The organism is Oceanobacter antarcticus (genome assembly GCF_044962685.1).
GTDB lineage: Bacteria > Pseudomonadota > Gammaproteobacteria > Pseudomonadales > Oceanobacteraceae > Oceanobacter > Oceanobacter antarcticus.
In genome coordinates this window covers 1-25,798 of the sequence record NZ_JBBKTX010000030.1, presented here as the reverse complement: position 1 = coordinate 25,798, position 25,798 = coordinate 1, and the positions used below count along the sequence as shown (strand labels likewise).

General features: G+C 53.8%; 22 protein-coding genes and 1 pseudogene. 13 read left to right on the top strand and 10 right to left on the bottom strand.

Going from position 1 to position 25,798, the window contains the following annotated elements:
• Positions 1-487: 487 nt before the first annotated feature.
• Positions 488-2,083, bottom strand: coding sequence for an ABC-F family ATPase (locus tag WG929_RS18645; protein WP_369854701.1), 1,596 nt, complete (start codon positions 2,081-2,083; stop codon positions 488-490).
• Positions 2,084-2,380: 297 nt separating this feature from the next.
• Here WG929_RS18645 and WG929_RS18640 point away from each other — a divergent pair, with 297 nt between their 5' ends.
• From WG929_RS18640 to WG929_RS18615, 6 genes and pseudogenes are all read left to right on the top strand, one after another.
• Complete coding sequence (locus WG929_RS18640) at positions 2,381-3,769, top strand: DEAD/DEAH box helicase (protein ID WP_416207277.1); 1,389 nt, start codon at positions 2,381-2,383, stop codon at positions 3,767-3,769.
• Positions 3,770-3,880: 111 nt separating this feature from the next.
• The gene (locus tag WG929_RS18635; RefSeq protein WP_416207276.1) at positions 3,881-4,711 is read left to right on the top strand and encodes a transglutaminase-like domain-containing protein; all 831 of its coding nucleotides are present in this window, start codon (positions 3,881-3,883) and stop codon (positions 4,709-4,711) included.
• A 474-nt stretch (positions 4,712-5,185) separates the two neighbouring features.
• Positions 5,186-5,638, top strand: a complete 453-nt coding sequence (locus WG929_RS18630; protein ID WP_416207275.1) for an Rrf2 family transcriptional regulator — start codon at positions 5,186-5,188, stop codon at positions 5,636-5,638.
• A gap of 56 nt (positions 5,639-5,694) precedes the next feature.
• The gene (locus WG929_RS18625; protein ID WP_416207274.1) at positions 5,695-6,297 is read left to right on the top strand and encodes a flavodoxin family protein; all 603 of its coding nucleotides are present in this window, start codon (positions 5,695-5,697) and stop codon (positions 6,295-6,297) included.
• A gap of 215 nt (positions 6,298-6,512) precedes the next feature.
• Positions 6,513-6,776, top strand: a pseudogene (locus tag WG929_RS18620) (transposase); the annotation flags it as partial.
• A gap of 22 nt (positions 6,777-6,798) precedes the next feature.
• Positions 6,799-7,191, top strand: a complete 393-nt coding sequence (locus WG929_RS18615; protein ID WP_416207298.1) for a transglutaminase-like domain-containing protein — start codon at positions 6,799-6,801, stop codon at positions 7,189-7,191.
• Here the strand turns inward: WG929_RS18615 and WG929_RS18610 are convergent.
• Together WG929_RS18610 and hmpA are read right to left on the bottom strand one after the other, a co-directional pair.
• A complete protein-coding gene (locus WG929_RS18610) occupies positions 7,159-8,361 on the bottom strand; it encodes an NnrS family protein (protein WP_416207273.1) in 1,203 nt (400 codons plus the stop codon). The genes WG929_RS18615 and WG929_RS18610 overlap by 33 nt on opposite strands.
• A gap of 32 nt (positions 8,362-8,393) precedes the next feature.
• Positions 8,394-9,584: an NO-inducible flavohemoprotein gene (hmpA, locus tag WG929_RS18605; RefSeq protein ID WP_416207272.1), complete on the bottom strand. Its 1,191-nt coding sequence runs from the start codon at positions 9,582-9,584 to the stop codon at positions 8,394-8,396.
• 183 nt (positions 9,585-9,767) lie between these two features.
• Here hmpA and norR point away from each other — a divergent pair, with 183 nt between their 5' ends.
• Positions 9,768-11,321 carry a nitric oxide reductase transcriptional regulator NorR gene (norR, locus tag WG929_RS18600; protein WP_416207271.1) on the top strand — a complete coding sequence of 518 codons (1,554 nt, stop codon included), beginning with the start codon at positions 9,768-9,770 and terminating at the stop codon, positions 11,319-11,321.
• Positions 11,322-11,611: 290 nt separating this feature from the next.
• Here norR and WG929_RS18595 read toward each other — a convergent pair whose 3' ends face one another.
• On the bottom strand, positions 11,612-12,919 hold the full coding sequence (locus tag WG929_RS18595; protein WP_416207270.1) for a c-type cytochrome: 1,308 nt from the start codon (positions 12,917-12,919) through the stop codon (positions 11,612-11,614).
• Positions 12,920-13,077: 158 nt separating this feature from the next.
• On the opposite strand from WG929_RS18595, the gene WG929_RS18590 reads away from it, so the two are divergent.
• Both WG929_RS18590 and WG929_RS18585 read left to right on the top strand, forming a co-directional pair.
• Positions 13,078-13,629, top strand: coding sequence for a sigma-70 family RNA polymerase sigma factor (locus tag WG929_RS18590; protein ID WP_416207269.1), 552 nt, complete (start codon positions 13,078-13,080; stop codon positions 13,627-13,629).
• Positions 13,626-14,468 (top strand): zf-HC2 domain-containing protein, encoded by an 843-nt coding sequence (locus WG929_RS18585; RefSeq protein WP_416207268.1) that lies wholly within the window; start codon positions 13,626-13,628, stop codon positions 14,466-14,468. The genes WG929_RS18590 and WG929_RS18585 overlap by 4 nt, the downstream gene beginning before the upstream one ends.
• 121 nt (positions 14,469-14,589) lie before the next feature.
• Here the strand turns inward: WG929_RS18585 and WG929_RS18580 are convergent, their stop codons facing one another.
• A complete protein-coding gene (locus tag WG929_RS18580; protein ID WP_416207267.1) occupies positions 14,590-15,717 on the bottom strand; it encodes a CvfB family protein in 1,128 nt (375 codons plus the stop codon).
• A gap of 111 nt (positions 15,718-15,828) precedes the next feature.
• Positions 15,829-16,107, bottom strand: a complete 279-nt coding sequence (locus tag WG929_RS18575; RefSeq protein ID WP_369854694.1) for a peptidylprolyl isomerase — start codon at positions 16,105-16,107, stop codon at positions 15,829-15,831.
• A gap of 199 nt (positions 16,108-16,306) precedes the next feature.
• On the opposite strand from WG929_RS18575, the gene WG929_RS18570 reads away from it, so the two are divergent.
• The gene (locus WG929_RS18570; protein ID WP_416207266.1) at positions 16,307-16,621 is read left to right on the top strand and encodes a DUF3301 domain-containing protein; all 315 of its coding nucleotides are present in this window, start codon (positions 16,307-16,309) and stop codon (positions 16,619-16,621) included.
• A gap of 20 nt (positions 16,622-16,641) precedes the next feature.
• Here the strand turns inward: WG929_RS18570 and WG929_RS18565 are convergent, their stop codons facing one another.
• Together WG929_RS18565 and WG929_RS18560 are read right to left on the bottom strand one after the other, a co-directional pair.
• Positions 16,642-17,361: a glutamine amidotransferase-related protein gene (locus WG929_RS18565; protein WP_416207265.1), complete on the bottom strand. Its 720-nt coding sequence runs from the start codon at positions 17,359-17,361 to the stop codon at positions 16,642-16,644.
• Positions 17,358-17,612 carry a DUF3820 family protein gene (locus tag WG929_RS18560; protein ID WP_416207264.1) on the bottom strand — a complete coding sequence of 85 codons (255 nt, stop codon included), beginning with the start codon at positions 17,610-17,612 and terminating at the stop codon, positions 17,358-17,360. Before WG929_RS18560 ends, WG929_RS18565 begins: the two co-directional genes overlap by 4 nt.
• A 390-nt stretch (positions 17,613-18,002) precedes the next feature.
• Between WG929_RS18560 and WG929_RS18555 the strand changes: the two genes are divergently transcribed.
• Entirely contained in the window at positions 18,003-20,645 is a 2,643-nt protein-coding gene (locus WG929_RS18555; protein WP_416207263.1) for a putative bifunctional diguanylate cyclase/phosphodiesterase, read from the top strand.
• Positions 20,646-20,696: 51 nt separating this feature from the next.
• On the opposite strand, the gene ppnP is transcribed toward WG929_RS18555, so the two are convergent.
• Entirely contained in the window at positions 20,697-20,978 is a 282-nt protein-coding gene (gene ppnP / locus WG929_RS18550) for a pyrimidine/purine nucleoside phosphorylase (protein ID WP_369854688.1), read from the bottom strand.
• Between the two features lie 289 nt (positions 20,979-21,267).
• On the opposite strand from ppnP, the gene WG929_RS18545 reads away from it, so the two are divergent.
• Entirely contained in the window at positions 21,268-23,124 is a 1,857-nt protein-coding gene (locus WG929_RS18545; protein WP_416207262.1) for a DEAD/DEAH box helicase, read from the top strand.
• Positions 23,125-23,212: 88 nt separating this feature from the next.
• Here WG929_RS18545 and WG929_RS18540 read toward each other — a convergent pair whose 3' ends face one another.
• Positions 23,213-24,613, bottom strand: coding sequence for an SLC13 family permease (locus WG929_RS18540; protein WP_416207261.1), 1,401 nt, complete (start codon positions 24,611-24,613; stop codon positions 23,213-23,215).
• Between the two features lie 85 nt (positions 24,614-24,698).
• On the opposite strand from WG929_RS18540, the gene WG929_RS18535 reads away from it, so the two are divergent.
• Positions 24,699-25,550: an AraC family transcriptional regulator gene (locus WG929_RS18535; RefSeq protein ID WP_416207260.1), complete on the top strand. Its 852-nt coding sequence runs from the start codon at positions 24,699-24,701 to the stop codon at positions 25,548-25,550.
• Positions 25,551-25,798 lie beyond the last annotated feature (248 nt).

Sequence of the window (25,798 nt, the reverse complement as noted above, 5' to 3'; positions counted from 1 at the left end):
GCACCGTCGTTTCGGACAGCCACGGAGGGCGTCCCTTCGGTGGTGTTGCATTTCCGTATTGTACCAATCCGTTGGGATTGTGAATGACGTAGGGCCCGGCTCCGTCCGTGGCCGTTGTGCAATATAGACCGTTGTGCAATATGCACCGTTGGTGATATGCACCGTCGTTTCGGACAGCCACGGAGGGCGTCCCTTCGGTGGTGTTGCATTTCCGTATTGTACCAATCCGTTGGGATTTTGAATGACGTAGGGCCCGGCTCCGTCCGTGGCCGTTGTGCGATATGCGCCGTTGTACAATATAGACCGTTGTGCAATATGCGCCGTCGTATCGGACAGCCACGGAGGGCGTCTCTTCTAAAAACAGGGTGGTTTGGTGGAGTCCGAAAGGAGGATGCATCGATTCCGGATCAAGCCGGAATGACGACAGAGTGCAGATAAAGATAACAGGCGTCAGGTATTTACCTGACGCCTGTTCAGGGTTCGTGGTTTATTGCAGACCCTGAGACTTGAGGTATTCGTCGTAGTTGCCGTGGAAGTCGACAATCTTGTTGTCGCGTACTTCGAGAATCCGGGTCGCCAGCGACGAAACAAACTCACGGTCGTGGGATACGAAGATCAGCGTGCCTTCAAACATGTCCAGTGCCATGTTCAGCGCTTCGATGGATTCCATGTCCATGTGGTTGGTGGGTTCGTCCATCACCAGCACGTTGTGGTTGTGCAGCATCAGTTTGCCGAGCAGCAGACGGCCCTTTTCTCCACCGGAGCAGACTTTGACGGATTTTTTGATGTCGTCTTGGTTGAACAGCAATCGACCCAGGGTACCACGTACTGCCTGGTCGTCGTGTTCGGTGGATTTCCAGTGTTCCATCCAGTCAAACAGGTTTTCGTTGCTTTCGAATTCGTATTCGTGATCCTGGGCGTAGTAACCAACGCTGGCATTTTCTGACCAGCGTACTTCACCGTTGGTGGGGGTGATGTCGTTGACCAGGCACTTGAGGAAGGTGGTTTTACCGACCCCGTTGGCACCAATAACGGCAATTTTTTCGCCCGCTTCAATCATGAAGTCGGTTTTGCTGAACAGGGGTTGTTCGCCAGCATAAGTGTGGCCCAGGTTTTCGATGATCAGCGCCTGACGGTGCAGTTTCTTTTCCTGGGTAAAGCGGATAAACGGACTCTGACGGCTGGATGGTTTGATGTCGTCGAGCTTGATCTTGTCGATCTGCTTGGCGCGAGAGGTGGCCTGCTTGGCTTTGGAGGCGTTGGCAGAAAAGCGCGATACAAATTGCTGCAGTTCGGCGATCTGGGCTTTTTTCTTGGCGTTTTCCGATTGCATACGTTCACGGACTGCAGTGGATGCAATCATGAAATCGTCGTAGGTGCCCGGATAAATCTGGATGCGACCGTAGTCGATGTCCGCCATGTGGGTACAAACAGAGTTCAGGAAGTGACGATCGTGCGAGATGATGATCATCGTACACTTCATGTCGTTCAGAATGCCTTCGAGCCAGCGAATGGTGTGGATGTCGAGGTTGTTGGTCGGTTCGTCGAGCAGCAGGATGTCTGGGTTGGAAAACAGTGCCTGGGCCAGCAATACCCGCAGTTTGAGGCCGGGTGCTACTTCGCTCATCGGGCCTGTGTGCAGGGCGGTGTCTATGCCGGCCCCCAACAGCAGTTCGCCAGCTCGGGCTTCGGCCATGTAGCCGTCCAGTTCGGCGAATTCGCCTTCCAGTTCGGCGGCGCGCATGTAGTCGTCTTCGGTGGCTTCAAGGTTGGCGTAAATACCGTCACGCTCGTCCTTGATGGCCCACATTTCCTTATTGCCCATCATCACGGTGTCGAGCACGGTGAAGGCTTCGTAAGCGAACTGATCCTGGTTCAGTTTGCCCAGGCGTTCGTTGGGTGTGACGGAGACGTTACCAGCGCTGGGTTCCAGCGAGCCGTCGAGGATTTTCATAAAGGTCGACTTGCCGCAACCGTTGGCGCCGATCAGGCCGTAGCGGTTGCCGTCACCAAATTTGACGGAAATATTTTCAAACAGCGGTTTTGCACCGAACTGCATGGTGATATTGGCGGTGGAGATCACGTTGATGTCCTGCAAGAAAGGAGGGTTTTGAATAAAGGGCGATACTATACCGGTTTTTTGGGCGTTTTTGATCCTGTCTGATGCGAGGAAACGGTTAAAAGCCTGTTGTTGGTGCGATTTATACGGAGGTAAATTTTACAGAGCTGTCATAATTCAGTGTCTTGGGCTGTTGGCATGGGGGAGTGGGGTAACAATCATTTGCTACCATTTGCTACATTTTTAGATGCGGCCCTTATACTGGCAGCCATTGCGCGTTTTTCTGCTGTTAACGGCACCGGGTGCCGGGAGTTGTATTTGATGATGGATTCTTCCCGACCGGGCAATACTGCCGGGTCGTTGGTAGCGGATTTTGCTTCGCTGGGGCTGGATAACGCGCTGTGTTTAATGTTGCAACAGCGTGGCTATCAGCAGCCAACGACGGTGCAGCAACAGGCGATTCCGGCGGCGCTGGCCGGTCGTGATTTGACCGTGGCGGCATCGACCGGCAGCGGCAAGACCGCTGCCTTTGTTTTGCCCTTGCTGCAACAGTTGATGGTAGCGTCTCGTCAGGGTGTAACGGTAGGCAGCAATCGGGTGCGGGTGTTGATTGTGGTGCCGACTCGTGAGCTGGCCGAGCAGGTGGCAACCAGCGTATTGCATTACCGCGAAGGTTTGCCATTGCGGTCGTATGCGGTGTATGGCGGTGTCAGTATCAACCCGCAGATGATGGCGTTACGCAAGGGAATGGATATTCTGATTGCTACGCCGGGGCGGTTGCTGGATTTGTACCGCCAGAATGCCGTGGTGTTTGATCAGCTATCCGCGCTGGTGTTGGATGAAGCCGACCGGATGCTTGATCTGGGCTTTACTGATGAATTGGACGACTTGTTGTGCGCCTTGCCGCGCAAGCGTCAGACGCTGTTGTTTTCGGCGACCTTTTCTGACCGTATCCGTACCATGATTTCCCATGTTGCCCGTGATCCCCTGTCTATCGATGCGGGGGCAAGTAATCAGGCGGCGGCGACAGTTCAGCATTGGCTGATCCCGGTCGACAAAAAACGTAAATCCGAGCTGTTACTGCGGCTGTTACAAGGAGAGGGGTTGCCGGATTGTCAGGTGTCCTGGGCGTCGGTATTGATCTTCGGCAAAACCCGCCAGGGAGTGGATGATCTGGCGCGCGAGTTGAACAGCCGTTCGATACCAGCCGATGCCATTCATGGCGATAAACCCCAGGCGGGCAGACAATCGGCCCTGCAACGCTTCCGCGATGGCGAGGTTCGGGTGTTGGTGGCAACGGATGTGGCAGCGCGGGGGCTGGATATTCCACTGTTGCCGGGAGTCATCAATATGGATCTGCCGATCAATGCGGAAGACTACGTGCACCGGGTCGGTCGTACCGGGCGGGCGGGCAGTCTGGGGCAGGCGATTTCGCTGGTCAGCGCGGATGAGGTACAAGCGCTGGCAGAGATCGAGAATTTGACCGGGCAGTTGATTGAACGTCGTGGTTGGCCTGAATTTGAGCCATCACACAAGGTGCCGGAAACCCGATTGGGCGGATTGGTGGTGAAAAAACCGAAAAAACCCAAACAGAAAAAAATTCCTGGCTCTGGTCAGACGCCGTTGGGTCGTGTTTTTGATGCCTCTGACAGTGCTGGAGATCGCAAGCGTAGCGCTCCGGATCGCCGACGTGGACGAGGCAAGCGCTAGATCGGTAGTCTTGGGCGGTAAAACGGTTAGTTTAGGGTGAATGCACTGAGCGAGGTGGGCCGGGAAGGTTGACGGCCTATGTGGGTTACTCAACATGACAGGATACGGATTATGCATTTTGTAAAAATAGCGTCTGAACTTGTTTACACGGTTAATTCGCCGTCGAGCTTTGTTTTTAATATAGCGGCAGCGATTACCGACCATCAAAAAACAGTGGAGGAAAATCTCTTTATCTCCCCCTCCATGAACAGAGAGTGGTTTCAGCTGAACAACTTTGGTTCTCGCGGTGTACGTATCGATGCTGAGCCGTGTGAATTAACCATTAATTACAATGCCACCGTCGAGTTGTCTCCCGATATCGAGCAGAACCGCTATTTGAATGAAGTGGAGCATAATAAATTGCCTACTTCTGTACTGTCTTTTTTGAATCCGAGTCGATACTGCGAGTCTGATCGGCTTGGGCGTTTGGCCTGGAAAGAATTTGGCCAGTTACAGCCCGGGTATTTGCGGGTAGATGCGATTTGTAATTGGGTCAATGATCATCTTGATTATGTGGCCGACAGTACCGATGGTTCTTCCAGCGCGTGTGATGTGCTGATCCAGCGTGCTGGCGTGTGCCGGGATTTTGCTCATGTCAGCATCGCCTTGTGCCGTGCCTTGGGGATTCCGGCCCGTTATGTATCGGGTTATGCGGTTGGGCTGGAACCACCGGACTTTCACGGCTTTTTTGAAGCGTACCTGGAAGACCGCTGGTTTCTGTTTGATGCCACCCGGATGGCACCGGTCAGTGGTCTGGTGAGAATCGGTATTGGTCGTGATGCGGCAGATGCGTCTTTTGCCAATATTGTTGGTCTGGCGATGATGAAATCGATCAAGGTGGAAGCCACGGCGGTGGATTGGGAACTCACTTATAAAAATGGTGGCCCAGTCTCAACGGCTTGAAGGCTTGGGAATCGCTTTGGAACCTAGCCGGCTGTTCTCAATTATTTGACCCTGACCCTTCGGTCTGAGGCCAGTGGCTTTCAGCACGGCGTTAGTCGGCTCGCTAAACCACACTCCTCATGCCTTATTCTAAAACCAGCCGGCTCTCAACAGGCTCGGGCTAATCATTGAGAACGCCTCCTAAACAATGTCACTGCTGTTCGGTTAACCAAACCCCAGCCCTAACGGCTCCATATTGCCCAGCAAATCCGGTGGTTTTCTGAACACCTCCATCAGCAGCATGCTCTGCATCAGTACCAGAACCTGCAATTTGGCACCGCTTTCTCTGGTGTCGACAGTGGGGCTGTCACCAACACTCGGAGGACGTGATAAAACGCACGCAAACCAAAACATCGGTTGCCAGCATTTACTGGCAGCAAATCAACGAAAATGTATCTGTTGCAGCAATGAGCACACTTTGGTAGGGTGAACTCCATGTCTACAAGTACTCGATTTGCTGTTTCCGTTCATGTATTAACTGCTATTGCGCTGCAACAGGGTAGGCCTGTGCCGTCAGACATGATTGCAGACAGTACAAATACCCATGCAACCGTTATTCGCAGAATTTTAAGCATGCTTAATTCAGCGGGCATCACCAAAGCACGGCTAGGCAAAGGTGGCGGTGCTTTGTTAGCCAAACCAGCGAGCCTAATTACCCTGCTAGACATCTACCAAGCAGTCGAGAGAGAAACTCTATTTTCTACCCACCGCTCATCGCCTAACGAAAAATGTATGGTTGGGCGCAACATTCTGCCGATATTAGCGGTGACATTAAATGAAGCGCAATCAGCACTTGAAGAAACACTTAGCGCTGTTTCGCTTGAACAAATAGCCACCAACGTGATCGAGCGCGGTAAAACCCACGGCGGACTATTTATAAATTTGTAACTATTTTTCACTAAAAGTGTTGCTATGTTGGCAACACAGTATCGGAGTAAAAAACAATGACCAATCCTATCGTATCTATCGTTTACCATAGCGGCTACGGACACACTGCCAAACAAGCGGAAGCTGTTGCTAACGGAGCAAGAAAAACTGAAGCAGAGGTTTTTCTGTATGAGGTTGACGGCAGCTTCAACAAATGGGAAGCCCTAACCAAAAGCGACGCAATAATTTTTGGGTCACCAACCTACATGGGCTGTATTTCAGCGCAATTCAAAGCGTTTATGGACGAAACATCAAACACCGTGTTTGCAGCGGGTTTTTTATGGAAAGACAAAATCGCCGCAGGTTTTACCAATTCGGCCTCACGTGCAGGAGATAAGTCACAAACTTTATCAACTCTGAGCGTATTTGCGGCGCAACATGGTATGCACTGGGTTAATCTAGGGCTGCCACCAGCAAATAATACAACCAGTGGATCTGAACAAGACTTGAATCGCCTTGGCTTTTTCACAGGGGCTGCCGCTCAATCAAATGCAGATGAAGGGCCTGAGGTCGCCCCGCCTCAAGCAGACTTATTAACAGCCTCACACTTGGGCGAACGGGTCGCAACCGTTGCCAAGCAGTTAATGTTAGGCAAACAACACCTGAAACAACAAGCCTGATGGGGTTGAATTAGCGACCAAGCTAAAGGGCGGAATGCAAACGCTTTTCGCCCCTTCCAATTAAACCAAAAGAGCGCAGTTCTGTAAGCGTCCGGTGATCCCATCTTGAGTCAGGCGCTACTGCCTCAGGATAGTGTCCGTTTGTCTTCCCGTGGTTAAGACCAACGTCAGCGCAACCAACCCTTGCTAACGGCGGCGCCGTTTCCCGGGAATTCAAAGCGGGGATTGTCGCCCAATACCTGGCGCCTGGCGTTTCGGTTTCACAAATCGCGCTGGGTAACGGCCTCAATGCCAACGGGATTCGGCGCTGGGTGAGTGAAACGCAGCGAGCACCGAAAGCATCAACAACAACGCCGGAATTTGTGCCGGTCAATCTACCGGAGGTTTCCTCTGAATTCCGTAACATATCGGTCTCGGATAAGCGTTACACCATCCGCATCGAGATTCCCCGGGCGGGTGGTGTGATGGTCGTGGAATAGCCTACGGAGCAGGCCACTCCACATCAGTATTGCTTTATGTAATGCCCTGGGGATTCCGGCCCGTTATGTATCGGGTTATGCGGTTGGGCTGGAACCACCGGATTTCCATAGCTTTTTTGAAGTGTACCTGGAATACCGCTGGTTTCTGTTTGATGCCACCCGGATGGCACCCGTCAGTGGTCTGGTGAGAATCGGTATTGGTCGTGATGCGGCGGATGCGTCTTTTGCCAATATTGTTGGTCTGGCGACGATGCCGTCGATCAAGGTTGAAGCTTCTGCCGTGGACTGGGAACTCACCTATAGAATAGAAATGGTGGGCTGGTATCCACGGCCTGAAAAGAGCGAACCCGATTGCGGCATGCAGGGTAGCGGGGCAGGCCTGTTAACCCGGTGTGCCGTCGGGGCGTGCGCGTGACAATATAGGGAAAAAGACAATAACAAACAGGCTGAACGCCGCCATCCAGAGCAGCCCTGCAAGAATAACTAACCAGAGTGCCTGGCCGGGTAATATCGCGGGTAGAATACGTACAAAAGTGGCGGCAACCATCAACAGAAAGGCGCCGGTTATGGCCGGCGTAGCCTGAATCTTCCGGCCAGTGTGGCCAAGGGATACTCGTGTCACCATCGCCAGTATCATCAGGCTGATGCCTCCAAGCGTAATCACATGGTAGCTGATGGATGCGGTGAGAAGCCCGGTGGTCTGGTGCAGGCCGATCAAAAGCAGGCCAATGGACATCAACCAATAGCTGATGTGCAGTGACCACAGCATCGGTGTTTGTAAGGCGACAATAAAACGCCAGCGGAATACTCGCCAGACGTTTAATACTCCGGCTGTCATAAGAATAATGCCAGTCATCGCTTCGGTTGCTGGCAGTAACGCCATACCAGCCGGAATACAGAGTGCCGTTGTCAGGATCGTTGCTTTTTCTAGCCACGGCAAGGGTGTCACCCGTGGTGTCTGCGTGCCATTGGCCGTGAACATGGGGAAGACTCTCCCACCAATCACACACATCAGCAGGACAATCAGCAGAATCATGCCATGGGCGGCAGCTTGCTGGCTGATGATACCACTACCGGATGGGTCGGCGTGCATCATGGCGTTCAGACCGCTCATCAGTAGCAAAATGGGGGCAAACATCAGGTTGCGCCACATTTTTACCCGTATAACTGGTCGGGCCAGTGCCACTGCGGCAAGGGGGAGAAAAAGAAAATCAATCAAACCAATGAGGTTGGCTGGCAAGAGTGTTGGTAACAGCATCACCACTCTGCCAACGAACCAGACGCCAACCAACAAACCCAGTGGTAAGCCGCTGAGCCCTGGTTGATTGGTCCAGCTTTTGACTGCGGTCAACAAAAAGCCGACCACAATGGCAGCAACAAATCCAAACAGCATTTCATGCATGTGCCAGAAGTACAGACCGCCAGCAGGAGCAATTAATTGTGCACCGCTGAGGCTGGCCATCCATAGGCCAATACAGATAACGCCAAATATGGCTCCCAGTCCAAAAAAAGGACGAAATGCCAGGGCAAACCATGCCCATTCCAGTTGTCTCGATGGTGAGGAAATTGGCTCTGGGCTGGTCATAGTGATGAGTGCTCCTGCATCAGTGTCGGGCGTCAGGCTGCCGCTATGGCAAGCTCCTCTGCCGGGCCAAAGAATTCATGGTGACGTCGGTCTTCGGGTATTGCCAGCGCATCACAGAGTTGGTTAACGCATACCATGAAAGGTTTGGGGCCAAGAAAGTAGATATTGGCGTCTCGGTTTTCGGGTAGCACACGTGCCAGCATATCCTGATTCAGAAAACCGGTAGCATCTGGTGCATCTCCTGGCAGCGGTTTTTCGTAAATAACGAAGCTTTTCAAGTTGGCATACTGACTGGCCAGTGTCTCGATATGCTCTTTAAAGGCGTGGTGTTGGCTGTCGATTGCCGCGTGAACAAACACAATCGGGCGACCGTCCGACACACAGCTGTTGAGCATACTGATTGCGGGTGTTATCCCGACCCCTCCTGTTATCAATACCAGTGGCTGTTCGGATTTTGGCGGTAAGACAAAATTACCGGCTGGTGCTGTCAGCATGACTTCGTCACCCGGCCTGGCTCTGTTATGCAGGTATCCGGATACCGTGCCATTGGCTTCTTTTTTTACTGAAATCCGCAGGCTACGTTTACCAGGAGCATCGGAGAGGCTGTAGTTGCGGCGCAGCGATTGGCCATCAATATCGAGTATCAGTGCTATGTACTGGCCAGGAGTGAAATCGATATTCTCTTCACCCTCTGTCGGGATCAGGTAAAACGATGAAATAACCGCGCTTTCTTTTTCGATACGCTCAATCACAAAACGGCGCTCTCCGCGCCAGCCACCCCGACGCTGGGCATGGTCGGAATAAAGCCCTTCTTCTACCTGAATCAGCAAGTCGGCCAGTTGCTGATAGGCCGCTCCCCAGGCATCGGCAATATCCGGTGTTACCGCGTCGCCCAGTACTTCACCAATAGCCTCCATCAGGCACTCCCCAACGATCGGGTAATGTTCCGGAAGAATATTCAAGGCGCAGTGTTTATGAGCGATCAGTCCAACAGCGCTGCCAAGGGCATCCAGTTTGTCGATATGGGTGGCATAAGCTACCAGGGCGTTGGCGAGTGCCTGACGCTGGGTGCCTTTTTGCTGGTGTGTCTGGTTAAACAGATCTGCCACCGCAGGGTAACGGCGGAACATCAGAGGATAAAAGCATTCGGTAATCTCTCGGGAATGAGCACCGACAACCGGGGCGGTTGCTTTGATGATGTCGATTTGGCTGGGGGATAGCATCGGATGTTGTCCTCTTGGTGCACCGGCAGGTGGGCGCTGTCTGTAAAAGTTAATGTTCCTCCGGTTCTTTCCAATAACTGTGCCATTTATAACTTATTGATATGTAAGGAGTAATTTTTATTGGGTCTTTTTTACATCAAGCGGGTGTGGTTGAAATGACCTCATCGAGGTAATATTGACAACATGCCATTTAAACATTACATCTCAGTCATCGAAGACCTTAGCCGTGAGTTGCCAGTTGATGTTCGGTACCGTCGTTTATTGGAAGCTATCCGGCACACCATTCCCTGTGACGCCATCGCACTCTTGCGGCTCTCGGGCGAAGTGTTGCGGCCCATTGCCTTTCTGGGGCTGCGCGAAGAAACCCGGGGAAGACATTTTCATCCGGATCATCACCCCAGACTGAAACAAATCCTTGAGCACCAACGGCTGATCCGGTTTCCTGCGGATTCGCTGCTCCCAGACCCATATGACGGCCTGATGCGCTTGCCCGGCATTGACCCTCGCGTGCACGACTGCATGGGGATGTCGATTCAGATTGATGGGCGCAACTGGGGCGTCATTACCCTGGATGCTTCTCGCCCGGGACAGTTTGATGAAACGATTCCTCATGCCGAGGAGCTGGCAATTACCCTGACCCGTGCGGTGATTACTGCAGCAGAACGCATTGCAACACTGCGACAGCAGATCAACCGTGGGCAACAGGTAACCGAAGCACTTAATCGGGAACGTCTTTCAACCGGCGTCGTGGGTACCAGTGCCGAAATCATGCGGCTGATCAGTGACGTAGATGTTGTGGCACCTACTTCCATGACGGTATTGATTGAAGGCGAGACCGGGGTTGGCAAAGAGTTGATTGCCCGTCGCTTGCATATGCAATCGGCGCGAGCGGACAAGCCTCTGATTTACCTGAATTGCGCCGCCTTGCCAGAGACCCTGGCGGAGGCCGAGCTGTTCGGCCACACCCGTGGCGCATTCACCGGGGCCAGTCAGGCACGGGCCGGCCGCTTTGAATTGGCTGATGGCGGGACACTGTTTCTTGATGAAATCGGTGAATTGCCCATGACCTTGCAAGCGACGCTGCTCCGGGTGCTGCAAGAAGGTGAAATCCAGCGGGTCGGCAGTGATGAGACACACAAGGTCGATGTGCGGATGGTTGCTGCGACTAACCGCAACCTAAAGCACGAAGTGGCTGCCGGCCGTTTCCGGGAAGACCTGTATCACCGCTTAAGTGTTTTTCCTCTTAGGGTGCCCGCTCTGCGAGAGCGTCACCGGGATGTGCTGGAGTTGGCAGAGTTCTTCCTGGAGCGTCTGCAACACCGCCTGAATGTTCAAAAGCTGCTGTTGACAGCGGATGCACGCGAGACCTTGTTACGTTATCAATGGCCGGGCAATGTCCGGGAGTTGGAACACGTTCTGGGGCGTGCTGCGCTTCGGGCACAACAACAATCCCGGGCACAAGAACCTGGTCGAGCACTGGTGTATATCGATAGCCGAACCTTGGCGCTGGGAGATATCGAGGTTCAACCGCCAAGCCCAGAGGAAGATAACCCTGATCGTGGGGCAGAGGCATTATCCGGCTCCTTGACTGAGCTGACCCGACAATACCAAACCCGGCTGATTGGTCGGGTACTGACAGAGCAGGGCGGTAACGTGTCGGCGGCTGCCCGTGTACTTCAGGTCGACCGGAGTAATTTGCTCCGGCTGGTAAAACGGCTTGGCATCCATGTTGGATAAGGCTGCTGATAAATACCGACGGTGATGGATCGCTATTCACGTCGAATACTGAGTTGGAAATTGAGCAAGGAACGGACAGCGAAAGTGACCTGTCAGGTACCCGCTTTCTTTGGCCTCGACAGTCATCTGGCGGGCCTAAAAGAGCACAGTCCTAAGCCCGAAGGGTCAGGGTCAACATCATCCCGCCATGCGGTGTTGTCGGACTTGAAAAGGACTCGCCATTCTCTGCTCTCTGAATGACGGGATTTGTACCCTGACAGGCCGTGTCAAATAATTGAGAACGCCTGCTACTAGATATTACCCGGCAAGGCCAGCCAGAATGGAAACTGGCCAACGTCGATTTTGGCAACGACTTGACGGGTTTTGGCATCCACAATGGCGATGCGGTTTTCTTTGGTCAGCGTGACGTAGATCCAGCGGCTGTCGGCACTGGTACGGATGCCGTGGGGGCCATTGCCGACGATCACGTTGGTGCTTTTCCAGCTGATCGGGTCGATGATGGAAATAATATTGTCCCCAATAGCGGCTGTTGCAATGACCGACCCGTCGGGGGATACATCGATTCCACCATGGCCATTACCGACGGTAATCACCTTTAATACCTTTTCTTTAACCAGATCCAGTACTGCCACATGGTGAACAAAGTCGCGGACGTAAGCGATTTTTTCATCGGCAGACAAGTCAATATTGTGTGGTCCGGTAATGCCTGGCACCGGGATTACTTTGGTTTGTTTTCGGGTGCTGGTATTGATCACACCAATGCCAGCTCCCCCTTGCAGGGTGACGTAAGCCAGAGTGCCTGAGCGATTAAAACGGACGTTGTGTGGTGCTTCTTCTACCTTGATGGTATCAATCACCTGATGGGTGCCCAGGTCAATCACACTGACACTGGCACCGCCTTCATTGCTGACATAAGCCAGCTTGCCATCCGGAGTTATTTTTACGCCTTTTGGGGCCTTGCCGACGTTAACAATGGCACGTTGCTGGCCGGTTTGGGCATCAAATATATAGACCGTATTGGTCGACGGGCTGGTGGCAAGCAGCAATTTCTGATCGGGAGACAAGGCGTTGTAGAGCATGTCCGGGCCTCCTGCCCAGACCGTATTGTGCGGCAGGTCATGGATCGTGGCACCGGCTTTCATGGTCGCGAATAGGTGTCCGCTGAAATATTGGCTGATGGCGGCAGTGGAAGATGGCGCGCCCGGCTTGTTGGTCGGGTCTGCGGTTTGGCGATCGGCGCGAGGGCCAAGCCCGGCAAACCAGTGACTCAGTTCGTTTATATCGGTATCGGTTAGGGTTGCTGCCATGACCTTCATGGTTGGATCCTGGCGTTCACCACTGCGAAACGCCAGCAGTTGCTTCTGTAAATACCACTGACTTTGGCCAGCCAGGTTCGGATATTCCTGACCCAGACCAAAGCCGTCACTGCCGTGACAGCCAAAACAGACGGCGGCTTTTTGAGGCGCTCTGGCCGCTTGTTTTTCCGTTGCTGTTTGTTCAGTTGTTGTTTGTTCAGTTGTTGTTTGTTCAGTTGCTGTGGCCGCTGCGGCCAGAGGAATGATCAGACTCAGACAAAGCAGTGATAGAGCGGATTTCATGGTTTGGTTCCATACGATTGGGTATTTCCTCTGAAGGCGTACAGACGTTGCGGTTTATTCCGAGAATTTTTTTATTTTTTAGCGGGAATAAAACAGTGACTGAGCCCGTCTGTTGGGGAGAGAACCGAACCGAGTGTCACTCAATTGATAAATTATCCATGAATTCAACAGCAGACGTTTTTCAGCAGTTAACCCGACCCTGGCGTGTTCGTCTGCTTGCTGTTGCCATGCGGCAGGCAACAAATCGGGCTCAGGCCGAAGACTGGTTGCAAGAGACGTTGCTGCGCGGCTGGCGTGATTTTTCCAGCTTGCAGGATGAACAGCTGATGTATCCCTGGCTGCTGAAAATCCTGGGCCGGGTACGTGCGGATGAACTGCGCAAGGAGGCACATCGCTCGCAGTTGGCTCCGATTCTGCGGGTGGATGACCAATTATTGAACGCCCATGAGTGTTCAGCCCCAGGCCCTTTTGAACAGCTCCTGGCGCAGCGTAATGAACAACAGCTGCAACAAGCCATAAGCCGATTGCCGGATGATTTTCAATGGGTGGTGATACTGCGAGATATAGAAGGCTTGAGCTATCACGACATCGGTTATGCCCTGGATATTCCGAAGGGAACGGTGATGAGCCGTTTATCCCGTGGTCGCCGCATGTTGGCAGCCAACCTGCTGGATGCCCGTAAGACCAACAGTATGAGGAAACAGCCATGAGCGGATTGGAAACAGCCATGAGCGGATTTGTTTACGACTCGCAGCAACAAGAGGCGTTACATGCCGAACTGCAGATCTTGCTGGCGGGTTATGTCGATCAGGAACTGGAAGAAGACGAGAAGCGTCAGGTTGAGGCGCATCTGGTTGGCTGTGCGCACTGTCGTGAGGATCTGATCCGGCAAACTTTACTGCAACAGCGACTGGGACAGTACGGCCAATCTGCTGCGGTATCGACCGGGTTGCTCCAACGACTGGATGCCATTGTCGAGACCGGGGTAAACAACCGTCCTGACTGTCCTGGAGTGACAACGCCTGTGATCTCAAAGAGGGAAAAATGGAGGGATTGGTTGGCAGGGTTCAACGGCCATTGGGGTGTTTTGAGTGGCTGGGCAATGGCGTGTGTCTTGCTGCTGGTCTTGCTCTTGCCACCGTTCCAGCCTGCTTCAGACGTTCCCATGGTCAGCGATGCGCTGGCGCAATATCAGCGTATGCAAGCCAGCCCTTTGCCGTTATCAGCTGCGGGAGCAACCGGGCCGACCGATGATAGTCCGGTGAGCTGGCCGGGCAGCCGGGTGCTGGCCAGCTGGAGTACGCAGGTGGGCGGTGAGCAGGCTCAGGCCTATTGGTTACGTAGTGGGGAATCGACACTATTGGTGCTCCGCATCAGTGAGGCAGTGTTTTTCCGTCATCCTGAGGTGAGGGAAGCGGTAGAACACCGCGGCGTTTTTCATTACCGGGGGGATTCGTCGGTGCTGGCGATTCCGACGAAAATATCCGGTGTATTGATTGTCGGATCAGAAAACGCCTTGCCGGATGTGGGAGAGATTCATACGTTCTGATCGTTATGGTGAAAATTGGTACGACGGATGGCGCTGCCAGTCTGAGCGGGCAGCGCCATATATCCCAATGGCCATGCCCGCCAGCGTCATGCTCTTGAGCACCGGCAGTCGGCGCTGCCAATCAGTCCTTCTTTAACTTCATGGTCGACGCCCGTGGCTTGCGATTGCTGTGAAATACTTTTTTCACCGGTGGGGCTTTGGGCGCGTGGGCTTCGGTAACGGGTTCTTTTGAAGCGCTATCGTGGTCGACCTGCGGTTGCGGTGCGAGTGGCACGTGTTGTCGCGGCTTGTCGGTATCGGGCTGCGATTGGACTGCAGCTTTTTGCTGTACCGGCCGAGGCTTGTGATGTTTACGTTGACTGGCCGGTACGGCGATGGCGGTGCCATCGCCGTTGATGCGGATGCTGTCTGGTTCGATCAGGATGCGGCGTTCCTTGTAGAGTTTGCCAATCGCCATCTTGAAGGCACGCTTGCTGGTGCCGAAGTGCATTTCAATCAAATCCGCAGGGCTGCTGTCACTGAGATGCAGCACGCCGCCTTTGTCTTGCAGTTTTTTCATGATCCGTTCTGCCAGGCCATCGGCGCGGTGGTGACCAATCCGTTCCAGGCTGAGATCGACCTTGCCATCTTCGCGCACTTTTCTGACGAAGCCATCGAGTTTCATGCCAATACGAACGGCCGTGCGGATGTCATCATTGTGCAGCAGCCCCCACCATTGATGATTGATGATGGCCTTGTAGCCGAGGTCAGTGCGCTGGGCAATCAACAGTTTGACGGCATCTCCTGTCTTGAGTGGTGGCTCGGCATCCTTGTTGTAGATGGTATTGGCAATGGCCTGATCCTTGATAAAACGGTTCAGTTTCGCACTGCCGATCAGGCGGCCGGTATTGTCTTCGGTAAGGTACACCACGTACGACTTGCCCTGTTCCATGCGCTGCTGCTGTTCGGCGAAGGGGACAAACAGATCTTTTGGCAAGCCCCAGTCGAGGAAAGCCCCGGTGTTGTTGATATCCACTGCCTCCAGACAAGCCGCTTGCTTCAGCTGGATACGGGGGCGCTGCAGGGTGGCGATAATACGGTCTTCTGAATCCAGATAGACAAATACCGTGAGTGAGTCGCCAATCACAGTACCTTCGGGAACCTGACGGTTGGGCAACAACACCTTGCCAGCAAAGCCGTCATCCAGGTACATCCCCTGGGGTTGTTGGTCGATAACGGTCAGAGTATGGAACAGTCCGGCTTGCAGCATAAGGATGTCTCAACAGTGCGGGTAATAGTGGTAGGGGCCTTTGTAATCGTAGCCCTGAATTGGATGGTCTTGCTGGCCGGAATGCTGAAACCGGTGATTCTGGTTTGCTGGTCAGTTACGGTAAATGGTTTCAATCAGATGAAAACCGAATTGCGTTTTTACCGGCCCCTGAACTTTGAGTACTGGCCCCTTGAACACGACATCGTCAAAGGCCTTGACCATATCGCCCTTGTTGAATTCGCCGAGGCTGCCGCCATTTTTCTTTGACGGGCACTGGGAAAATTTTTGTGCCAGGCGAGAGAAGTCCGCGCCGTTATCCAGCTGGGTTTTGAGTTTGTCTGCTTCTTCACGGGTTTTTACCAGAATATGGCGGGCGCAGGCACGAGGCATGGTGGTGGCTCCACAGAATAACGGGATGGGTTGCAGGGCTGACGATTGCAGCCGGACAGAATAGCAGAAACTGCCGTGCAGCTGAATCGCTGAGGATACGGTTGAGGGATTGCTATCCGGTTTGAGTTGTCAGCACATGCCGGGCACACTTGCGGCTTAAAACAAGGGCAGCCGGAAACAAGCGAGGTAGGTGGCAGTGATGGTGACTCTGGATAGTCTGGTGATTTTGCTGCTGCTGGCGGTGATCTGGTGGGGCTGGTCGGTACAGCAGAAGGTGCGGTTGGTGGCGCTCAAACATGCGCGACGACGTTGCCAGGACGAAGGGGTGCAGCTGCTGGATGACACCCTGGTATTGGAGCGTATGAAACCGGCCATTGGACGGGGCAGTTTATTGATATGGCAACGTTGTTATGGCTTTGAGTTCAGTTCCACCGGGGAGCACCGCTATAGCGGTACGGTGCAGATGCGTGGCCTGACATTACAAGCCGTCGAGATGGCGGCTTATCGTACCTGATCTGCAGTCCGGAAACGGGTCTACTTCTGGCTGTAGGTGATGAAATCCAGCATCCATTGACCGATTAATGAGGCATCCGTTGGCTCTACCAACGTGGCCATGCCGGACTGATAGCGCGCTTCACCAATACATTGCTGGCGACGAGGCAGCAAACGACGTGTGTATTCGGCGGTAAATTCCGGGTGGCCCTGAAAAGCTAACACCTGGTTGTTGATATAAAACGCCGCGTTCGGGCAGAAGTCGCAGCACGCCAGCCGGGTGGCTGAGGCGGGCAGGTGTTCTACCTGATCGCGGTGGCTGTAGATCAGTCGAAATTGTTCAGCCGACAAACTGCACCATTCGGGCTGTTGTATCACCTTGCTGAGACGCACCCCGATCCCCCAGCCCCGTTCGCTGCGGGCGGCTGTGCCGCCAAGAGTGTGGGCCAGCAGCTGGTGGCCAAAACAGATACCGATTAATGGTTTGTGTGCGGCATATGCCTGTTGCACCCAGGCCGAGAGCGGCGACAACCAGCCAACGTCATCGTATACGCCGGTTTTGGAGCCGGTAATCAAAAACACATCGCACTCATCCAGAGAGACTGGCAACTCCCCCTGGGTTACCCGGTAATAACGAAACTCCCAGTCCTGTTCCGTGTTAAGTGAACGGAAAAACTGTTCGAACATGTGTCCGTAGGAGTGATAGTCGGCGATGAGGTCAGGGTATAGCTCGTCGGTTTCGAGCAGGCCAAGCCGTATCAATGTCGTGTTTCCTGTCGGGTGTTGGAGGTGGGCTGCACGGACTGCCGCAGCGGTGTCAGCAAATCTTCCAATCCATTAATACGTATTTCAAGTGCCAGCGCCATCAGTCTTCCCAGTTCGCCCTCGGGAAAACCTTTGTTGACGAACCACAACAGGTATTCTTCCGGTAAATCCATCAGGATTTTGCCCTGATATTTGCCAAATGGCATGGTGTTGGAAATTAGCCGGATCAGATCAGTTTTATCGAACATGGCGCATTTTTCCGTAGGCTGTAGTGACACTTTTATTTCATAAAGCACAAGTTTCTGTCGTTGTTATTACATAAATTAGCAAAAATTCAACTATCTTGGTAACGGCTATCAGTCCGTGGCGGCTATTTTTTAATAGAACTCTTTGTATGGTTCCTATAGGCGTAAACGTTCATTTTTGATATATAAGTCATTGGTGATCGGTCGTACAGTAGATCTTTTTAGCTATCCGGACGACGGTTCTACAAGAGTAACCTGTCGGCGTGTGGTTGTTGCGGGCGATTACGTCAAATTGATGAGAGGTCTGGTTCTTCGTCTGTAGATTGACGCTGCCCAGGTTGTACTTTTATTGGATTGCAGGTCGTTTTGTGAACTGCCTGCGGGAGAATTTCTGTGATCGGATCGTTTCCCGAATCAGCCAAACCCGCTTCGAATTTGGTGGCAGCGAACCAAACCCTTCACCGCAGCCGAAATCGCCGTTTATGTCAGGTGGTTGAGCGTTGTGCTCGGGCGTTTGTATCGAGTGAAGGGGATACGGTTCAGGGGGATCTGGAAGGGATGCTGTTCCTGGTGGCCGAAGCGATGGGTGCTGTCGATGCCATGTTGTTGATTTCGTCGCCGGTAATCAGTTGGCAAAGCCGGGTGGATGTGGTGGTTAGCCAGCAGCCGGTGGATGTGCTGAATCGGCTGGCGGATTTTTCACTGGACTCGCTGATACAGTCTGGTGAGGCGTTATCGGATATTTACCAGTGCCGGGCACCGCAATCGGGCCAGGACATTTCGGTGTGGCAATATTTGCTCGGTGGTATGCCGGGGTTAGTGTTACCCCTGGTCAGTCATGGCAGCCCGCGGGCGGTGATGGCGTTTGCTTTTGAAAAAGACGAAATGGTGCTGTCGAGCGAAGGACGTTCAGCATTGCTGACGCTGGCGCATATGGCGGTGGTGTTCGCGGATGTCGGAGTACTGGACACTCTGCTGCAGTGCCAGGTGAGGGTTGCTGAGGACATTGAGCGTTTGTCCGGGGTGGGAAGTTGGGAGTTTCACCCGGCTACGAATTTGCTGCGGGTCTCGCCACAGCTGAAGCAGTTGTTTGGCTTGCTGGATGGCGAGGCGGTGCGTTTACCCTATCTGGCGCGACGTATTCACCAGGACGATCGTCAGCGGGTATTGGCGACGGTTACCGAGAGTCTGAGGCAGGGGGAAGGTTATCAGCTGGAGTGTCGGATTGTGCTGCCCACTGGTCGACAGCGGCGCGTGTACGTGCGAGCCGAGGTTGAACGACAGCAAAACGGCGAGATCTGGCGTTATGGACTGGTGCAGGATATCGGTTCGACCAACCGGCTGGAGAGCACGTTGCCCCTGTATCACCGGATTGTTGAGCAGATGGAGGAAGGGGTGTTGGTGTTGTCGTGCAGCGGCACCGTTGAATCCGTCAATCCGGCGTTTTGCCGGATGACCGGTTATAGCGCCGCAACACTGGCAGGCAAACAATTACAGAGTCTTCACCGGGCGCAGCACCCGCCCGCGTTTTATCGCAATATTCTGGTCAGTAGCTGTCGTACCGGTAGCTGGGTCGGTGAAATAGATCACCGTCTGGCATCCGGAGATGTGGTTGCTCATCTGGTCAGGGTGACGACCATTCGGCGGGAGGATGAGTCAGTACGTTATCTGGTGATCATGTTGCAGGGTGCGACCAGCGGTCGCCAGCTATCGCTGTCCACCGAATGGCTGGCGAATCGGGATGTGCTCACCGGCCTGCCTAACCGTAACCTGGCCATCCAGCGTATTGAAACCGCCATTACGACGGCTGATGCACCGAAGCAAGTCGGCGTTGTGGTCATTAATATTGATGATTTCAAACCCATTAACGACAGCCTGGGGCATGTCTACGGCGATGAATTGCTCAAGGCGTTTGGTCTTCGTTTGATTCGTTGTGGGCTGGGTAGCGAAAATGTGGCCCGTCTCGGCGGTGATGAGTTTTGTGTGCTGATTCCGCACCTGACCAGTCAGGATGATGCCTTGCAGGTGGTTACCCGGATTCGCCAGTTGGAGCAGCAATCCTACGACCTGGATGCCGGGTTCGAAGTGTATGTCAGCGTGTGTATGGGAGTGGCAATATACCCACAACATGGAGACTCAGCCCTGCAATTGCTTAACAACGCCGATACCGCGTTGCATGAAGCCAAGCGCGCCGGGCGCGATTCAGTTTGTTATTACCACAATGACATGACCCTGGCGGCCGCGTCGCGGTTGGAGCTGATTAGTCAGTTACGTGTGGCCTTGCAAAACGGCAGTGGCCTGCGGCTGTTTTATCAGCCCCAGGTTGATGCCATCACCGGCCAACTGGTCGGGCTTGAAGCCTTGATTCGCTGGCAGCACCCGGCCGACGGCTTGTTGCTGCCGGATCGTTTTCTGGGTAGTGCCCATGATGCAGGTCTGATGCCGGACATTGACCGTTTTACCTTGCAGCAAACGGCCCGCCAGATATTCCATTGGCGCAGCAAGGGCCTGCTTGTGGTACCGGTTGCGGTGAACATATCGCAGCAAAGTTTTGTTGCCGGCAATTTGCTGGAGCAACTGCAATCGCTGGTTGGATTGTTCGGCTTGCAGCCCGGTGATATTGAACTGGAACTGACCGAAGGGGCATTGCTGGAGCCAACACCGCAGGTACTGACACTGATTTCAGCCATCAATGATCTGGGCATTGGTCTGGTGATTGATGATTTTGGTACCGGCTATTCATCGCTGGGTTATTTGCATCGGTTCCCGTTACAGAAGCTGAAAATCGACCGCAGCTTTGTCTCTGGAGTGGAAGACGCGGGGGACAGCCAGGTTATCACCCGTACCATTGTTAAAATGGCACAGGAGCTGGGTTTTGGGCTGGTTGCCGAAGGGGTTGAAAATGCCCGTCAGGCGGATTTTTTAAGCCGTTCCGGTTGCGTGGTGCACCAGGGCTTCTGGTATGACCAGGCATTGGAGCCGGAGTCTGTCGAAGGGATGCTGCAGGCGTTACCCTCTGAGTCGCTGCCCGAGTAAATCGAACAGGCGACCCGAGTCGTCGGCTTATTTACTGGCTTGTTCGAAAACTTATTCGTAAGTGCAGAAATACGCGGTGTCAGTGGTGATACGCACCTGGAATTTCTGCTCAGCAGCAATGGCGAAGGATTGACCCTGGGCAAAGGACTGCCATTCGGTTGCACCGGGAAGCAGCGTATCGATGGCACCGGAAACGACCGTCATGACTTCGTTCTGGCTGGTGCCGAATTCGTATTCACCGGGCAGCATGACGCCAACGGTGGCTGGCAACGTGCTTGTTTGCAAGCCAATCGAAGCGACTTTGCCGTCGAAATACTGGTTCACTTTCAGCATCAGGGTTACTCCTCAAATAAATGAGCCGGGAGTATAGCGAGTTGAGGGTCAAAGCAGAATAGCGTGTAGTTTTTGTTACAACGCCAAGAAAGAACAGGAAATTATTTTTTCTATCCTGTATAGTCCGCCCCCCTTTCGACAAACAAACATGTCGGGCCAGGCCGAATGCAGATAGTTGGTACCAGAGACCACCGTCACTACAGACAGGTGCAGGTATCAGCTCACAGTTCAGACATTGTTCTGAAAGACACGGCCAACGCCCTGCCTCTGTGACTGCTATAGGTAATATATGACCGATACTACACCCGCTGGTTTCGCCAGCCTGGGCCTCCCATTCTCTATTCTGCGTACACTTGAAGAGCTGGGCTACGAAGCACCCTCTCCGATTCAAGCCGCAGGTATTCCGCCATTGTTGGCTGGTCAGGACGTTTTGGGTATGGCCCAGACCGGTACTGGTAAAACCGCTGCCTTCGCCTTGCCATTGCTGGCACGCACCCAGGCAGATTTCAAAACACCTCAGGTACTGGTATTGGCTCCTACCCGTGAGCTGGCCCAACAGGTTGCTGAAGCCATCAAAACGTACAGTCGTTACATGAACGACATCAACGTTACGGCTATTTATGGTGGTACCGATTACGGTACTCAGTTGCGCGAGCTGAAGCGTGGTCCGCAATGGGTTGTGGGCACACCCGGCCGAGTGATGGATCACCTGCGTCGTGGCAGCCTGAACCTGGCTGACATCAAGGCTGTGGTACTGGACGAAGCCGATGAAATGCTGCGTATGGGCTTTATCGACGACGTTAACTGGATTCTGGAGCACACGCCACGCACCCGTCAGGTTGCCTTGTTCTCCGCGACCATGCCAAAAGAAATCCAGCGTGTTGCCGAGACTCACCTGAAAGACCCGGTACAGGTCAAGATCCAGAACAAGACCACCACCAATTCCAATATTTCCCAGCGCTACTGGTTTGTAACCAGCGCCCACAAAAACGATGCGCTGTTGCGTATTGCTGAAGTGGAAGACTTTGATGCCATGATGGTGTTTGTACGCACCAAGCAGGCTACCGAAGAAGTGGCTGATTTCATGCAACAGCATGGTTTCCGTTGTGCGCCGCTGAATGGTGACATTCCGCAGCAGCTGCGTGAAAAAGCGGTTGAGAAGCTCAAGGCCGGTCGACTGGATATTATTGTTGCGACCGACGTCGCGGCTCGTGGTCTGGACGTTGAGCGTATTTCCCACGTTATCAACTACGACATTCCGCAAGACACCGAATCCTACGTACACCGTATTGGCCGTACTGGCCGTGCCGGTCGTGAAGGTGCGGCGATTGCTTTTGTTCGTGGTCGTGAAAAACGCATGTTGCGCGACATTGAACGTGCTACCCGTCAGCAGATTGAAGAAATGCAGCTGCCAACGGCAAAAGACGTCAATGCCAAGCGCAAGTCGCGCTTTCAGCAGCGCATTCTGGAAGCCATCAGCCCGGAAAAAAATTCCGTCTATCGCGAGATGGTTGAATCGTTGCAACAAGAACACGAAGTGGATCCACTGGAATTGGCCGCAGCACTGGCAAGCCTGATTCAAGGCGACAAGCCATTGTTCCTGGACGAAAACGAAGACTTGCGCGCTCGTCGTGAGCCTCGCGAAACGCGTGAGCCGCGTGATCGCAATGAACGTGCGCCGCGTCAATCGCGTGAACCGCGTAAAGCCGCACCGGATGCCCGTGCCAAGCCGCTAAAAGGCAAGCCGGATGTGGAAATGCAGCGTTACTGGGTCGGTGTTGGTTACGACCATGGTCTCAAGCCGGGTAACCTGGTTGGCGCGATTGCCAACGAAGCTGATTTGGAAAGTGCCTTCATCGGTCACATCGAGATTTTTGAACAGTACTCTGTTGTCGATCTTCCAGATGGCATGCCAGAACCCGCCATGGCGGTACTGCGCAAGGCCCGTGTTTGTGGTCAGGCACTGGGGATTCGTCCTTACCGTTCAGAGCTGGCGCTGGAATCGTCCTCCGCAGCCCCGCGTCGTAATGACAATCGTCGCACTGACAATCGCCGTGGTGATGCACCGCGTCGTGATGGTCGTCGTCAGGATGGGCCGCCTCGCAGCAGCCGTCCGCCGCGCAAGGGCAACGCCAGTCAGGGTTGATCCCGTGCTGACCGGATAGCGGATCAAGCGCCGCGATCCATCAGATACTAAAAAACCGGATGCCGTCACAGGTATCCGGTTTTTTTGTTTATGACGGCTCAAACATACCGAGAAAATCCCACCAGAAGTAATCCACGGGCACCAGTACCAGCAGGGTGAGCAGTGACAGTGGAAACTGCACCTTGAGAATTCGTCGCACGGGTTCCCCGGTCATGTAAATCGCCATCAGCAAGGGGCCAGACTGATAAGGAAACATAATGCTGGAATAACCCAGAACCTGGGTCATCAGTACGGTTTGGAGCGGAAACCCGGATGATTCAGCCAGATGTTGGGCCATCGGTGCGAGTATGGCCGGTGCTCCGGCCTGGGTCGTGGGCAGGGTAGTAAGAAAGGCGCTGGCGGCTAACGACAGAAAGTTGCGAAAGTGTTGGCCTGGTTCCAGTGGTAAGGCGTATTCCAGCTGTTGTCCCAGCCATTGACCAAGCCCCGTGCTATTGATCAGGGCACCAATGCCGAGAATACCGGCAATAAACACCAACATGGTGATATTCATATTGAATTTTTCTGCATCGATCAACCCGACACCTGGCAGCATCAGAAAAATGGCGGCTCCCAGGCCGACCCAGGCGGGGTTAACCCCATGCCATTCATCCGTCAACCAAAGTCCGAGAGCGATGGCCAGAATGGCCAACATACGGATTTGTTTACCATCAAACGGCCGCCTGATGGCATTGGTCGTGGTATTGCCTTGCGCCAGAATCTCGTTCGACTCGCGTGCCGGATAGGCCCAGAGGATGATCGCGATCAGCAACCCGGCTTTGGCCAGTCCGAGCACCGGAAAGTGTAATAATAGAAAATCGGTAAAGCCGAACTGGATCCCGTAAAGCGAATCCGCCGCGCCACTCAGTACCATATTGGGGATATTGGCGGGGAGAATGGCCACGGTAGGGATGTGGGAGCCAATGGCAACGGCGATCAGAATGCCAGAGCGTCCTGGGCTGCCAGACTGAAAGCCCAGCCGGTCTGCCAGCGCCATCACAATCGGCAGCATCATCACCAGACGTCCCATGGATGACGGCATCAAAAAGCCAAGCAGCAGACTGATCAGTACCAGACCGATGACCAGGCGATGATAGCTGCCCGCCAGTAGTATTTGCAGGCCGCTGGCCAGGCGATCCCCCAGGCCGGTATTCTGAATACCCATACCAATGACTGTGCCAGCAAAAATCAACCACAGCGCGGTGGATGAAAACCCTGCGAACACCTCTATGGGAGGTGCCAGGCCACAGAGGATAACGATCAGGAAAAAAATCAGGGCGGTCAGGAATTCAGGAATCGCACCGGTTGACCAGAGCGGCACAATAAGCAGAACCAGCGCCAGCGTCTGGTTCTGGGTGCTGGTGAGCGACGACAGCGGCGACAGCAAGACAAGTGCTGCCAACCCCATCATCGCCAACAAAAACAGGTATTTGGGTTGCTTGAGTAACACCAGAAAATGCTCCTTCTGTAGGGTGTTGCGGGTATGGCCGTTATTGTGGCACGCTGCTGGTATGTCAACAGTCGATAGAACGCCAATGAATATCGAATTTACGCCAGGATTGATGTATCACCAATGTGCGGCGGCAACACATCAGCGTCCAGAGGGTGGTGCTGGTCGTATTATGAGCAGTTGCATCGATCCGCAACGACCGGTGCTTTATCTGGGAGAGGACTTGTCTGCCGGTTCGCTGCGTACGGCCCATGAGCATGTGCGCGGTCAGCTGGCCTGGGCGGCCTCGGGGGTGTTGCGGGTTAACACGGCAAGCGGTAGCTGGCTGGTACCACCCAGTCATGCGGTATGGATAACCGGTGGCCTGCAGCATGAAATTCTGGTCGTCAGTCCGGCGTCGATACGTTACCTCTTTATTGATCCTTCCGTCTTTGATCGGTTACCAACTGAGTGTCAGGTGATGTCGGTGACGCCACTGTTGCGCGAATTGATTTTACGTTTGCTGCTACTGGATTTGTCGGTACCGGCGCAGGGCAAGTCGGCTCGACTGATTCAGGTGTTGCTGGATGAACTGTCCGGTCTGGAAACCTCGCCGTTGCACCTGCCCGTCGGCCAAGACAGGCGCTTGCTGGCGGTGATGAATATGTTAACTCTGGATCCGTCCGATGGGCGCTCATTACCGCAACTGGCCGCAGCGGCGGGCGCCAGTCCGCGCACCATTGAACGGCTGTTTCGCAGTGAGTCGGGGCTGAGTTTTCGCCAATGGCGTGCACGGCTGAGGCTGATGGAAGCCATGCAGCGGCTGGGGGAAGGCGAAAGCAGTGCTGCCATCGCGTTGTCACTTGGCTATTCCAGCAGCAGTGCCTTTGTGGCGGCATTTCGGCGTTACTTTGGTCAGCCTCCACAGCGTTTTGCCCAGCAAGGGCTATTGAACTAAACGGGTGTTTGGCGGTGTTCGACGGTGATGAGTGAGCGGATTGTTTCAGATTGCTGGGCTGTCCGATGACAGGAAACCGTTACTATTGCTGAATCCTGATGCTTGAATCCTGATGTTTTAATCTAGGGGGGACATCTATTTAATCCGGTGCTCACTCTGGGCCACCGGATGGTTTCGAATCACGAAGCCGACTTGCAGGCCTGACGGGTCAAGTCAAAAGTCGGCGACACCGAGTCGAGATCATCCGG

What these genes read in the sequence shown, in the direction of transcription:
- WG929_RS18560 (WP_416207264.1), bottom strand. Translation starts at nt 17,612, where the DNA reads ATGTTCGATAAAACTGATCTGATCCGGCTAATTTCCAACACCATGCCA.
- WG929_RS18580 (WP_416207267.1), bottom strand. Translation starts at nt 15,717, where the DNA reads ATGCTGCAAGCCGGACTGTTCCATACTCTGACCGTTATCGACCAACAA.
- WG929_RS18535 (WP_416207260.1), top strand. Translation starts at nt 24,699, where the DNA reads ATGAATATCGAATTTACGCCAGGATTGATGTATCACCAATGTGCGGCG.
- WG929_RS18570 (WP_416207266.1), top strand. Translation starts at nt 16,307, where the DNA reads ATGGTGACTCTGGATAGTCTGGTGATTTTGCTGCTGCTGGCGGTGATC.
- hmpA (WP_416207272.1), bottom strand. Translation starts at nt 9,584, where the DNA reads ATGCTATCCCCCAGCCAAATCGACATCATCAAAGCAACCGCCCCGGTT.
- WG929_RS18545 (WP_416207262.1), top strand. Translation starts at nt 21,268, where the DNA reads ATGACCGATACTACACCCGCTGGTTTCGCCAGCCTGGGCCTCCCATTC.
- WG929_RS18635 (WP_416207276.1), top strand. Translation starts at nt 3,881, where the DNA reads ATGCATTTTGTAAAAATAGCGTCTGAACTTGTTTACACGGTTAATTCG.
- WG929_RS18590 (WP_416207269.1), top strand. Translation starts at nt 13,078, where the DNA reads ATGAATTCAACAGCAGACGTTTTTCAGCAGTTAACCCGACCCTGGCGT.
- WG929_RS18585 (WP_416207268.1), top strand. Translation starts at nt 13,626, where the DNA reads ATGAGCGGATTGGAAACAGCCATGAGCGGATTTGTTTACGACTCGCAG.
- ppnP (WP_369854688.1), bottom strand. Translation starts at nt 20,978, where the DNA reads ATGCTGAAAGTGAACCAGTATTTCGACGGCAAAGTCGCTTCGATTGGC.
- WG929_RS18640 (WP_416207277.1), top strand. Translation starts at nt 2,381, where the DNA reads ATGATGGATTCTTCCCGACCGGGCAATACTGCCGGGTCGTTGGTAGCG.
- WG929_RS18610 (WP_416207273.1), bottom strand. Translation starts at nt 8,361, where the DNA reads ATGACCAGCCCAGAGCCAATTTCCTCACCATCGAGACAACTGGAATGG.
- WG929_RS18575 (WP_369854694.1), bottom strand. Translation starts at nt 16,107, where the DNA reads ATGCCTCGTGCCTGCGCCCGCCATATTCTGGTAAAAACCCGTGAAGAA.
- WG929_RS18595 (WP_416207270.1), bottom strand. Translation starts at nt 12,919, where the DNA reads ATGAAATCCGCTCTATCACTGCTTTGTCTGAGTCTGATCATTCCTCTG.
- norR (WP_416207271.1), top strand. Translation starts at nt 9,768, where the DNA reads ATGCCATTTAAACATTACATCTCAGTCATCGAAGACCTTAGCCGTGAG.
- WG929_RS18630 (WP_416207275.1), top strand. Translation starts at nt 5,186, where the DNA reads ATGTCTACAAGTACTCGATTTGCTGTTTCCGTTCATGTATTAACTGCT.
- WG929_RS18625 (WP_416207274.1), top strand. Translation starts at nt 5,695, where the DNA reads ATGACCAATCCTATCGTATCTATCGTTTACCATAGCGGCTACGGACAC.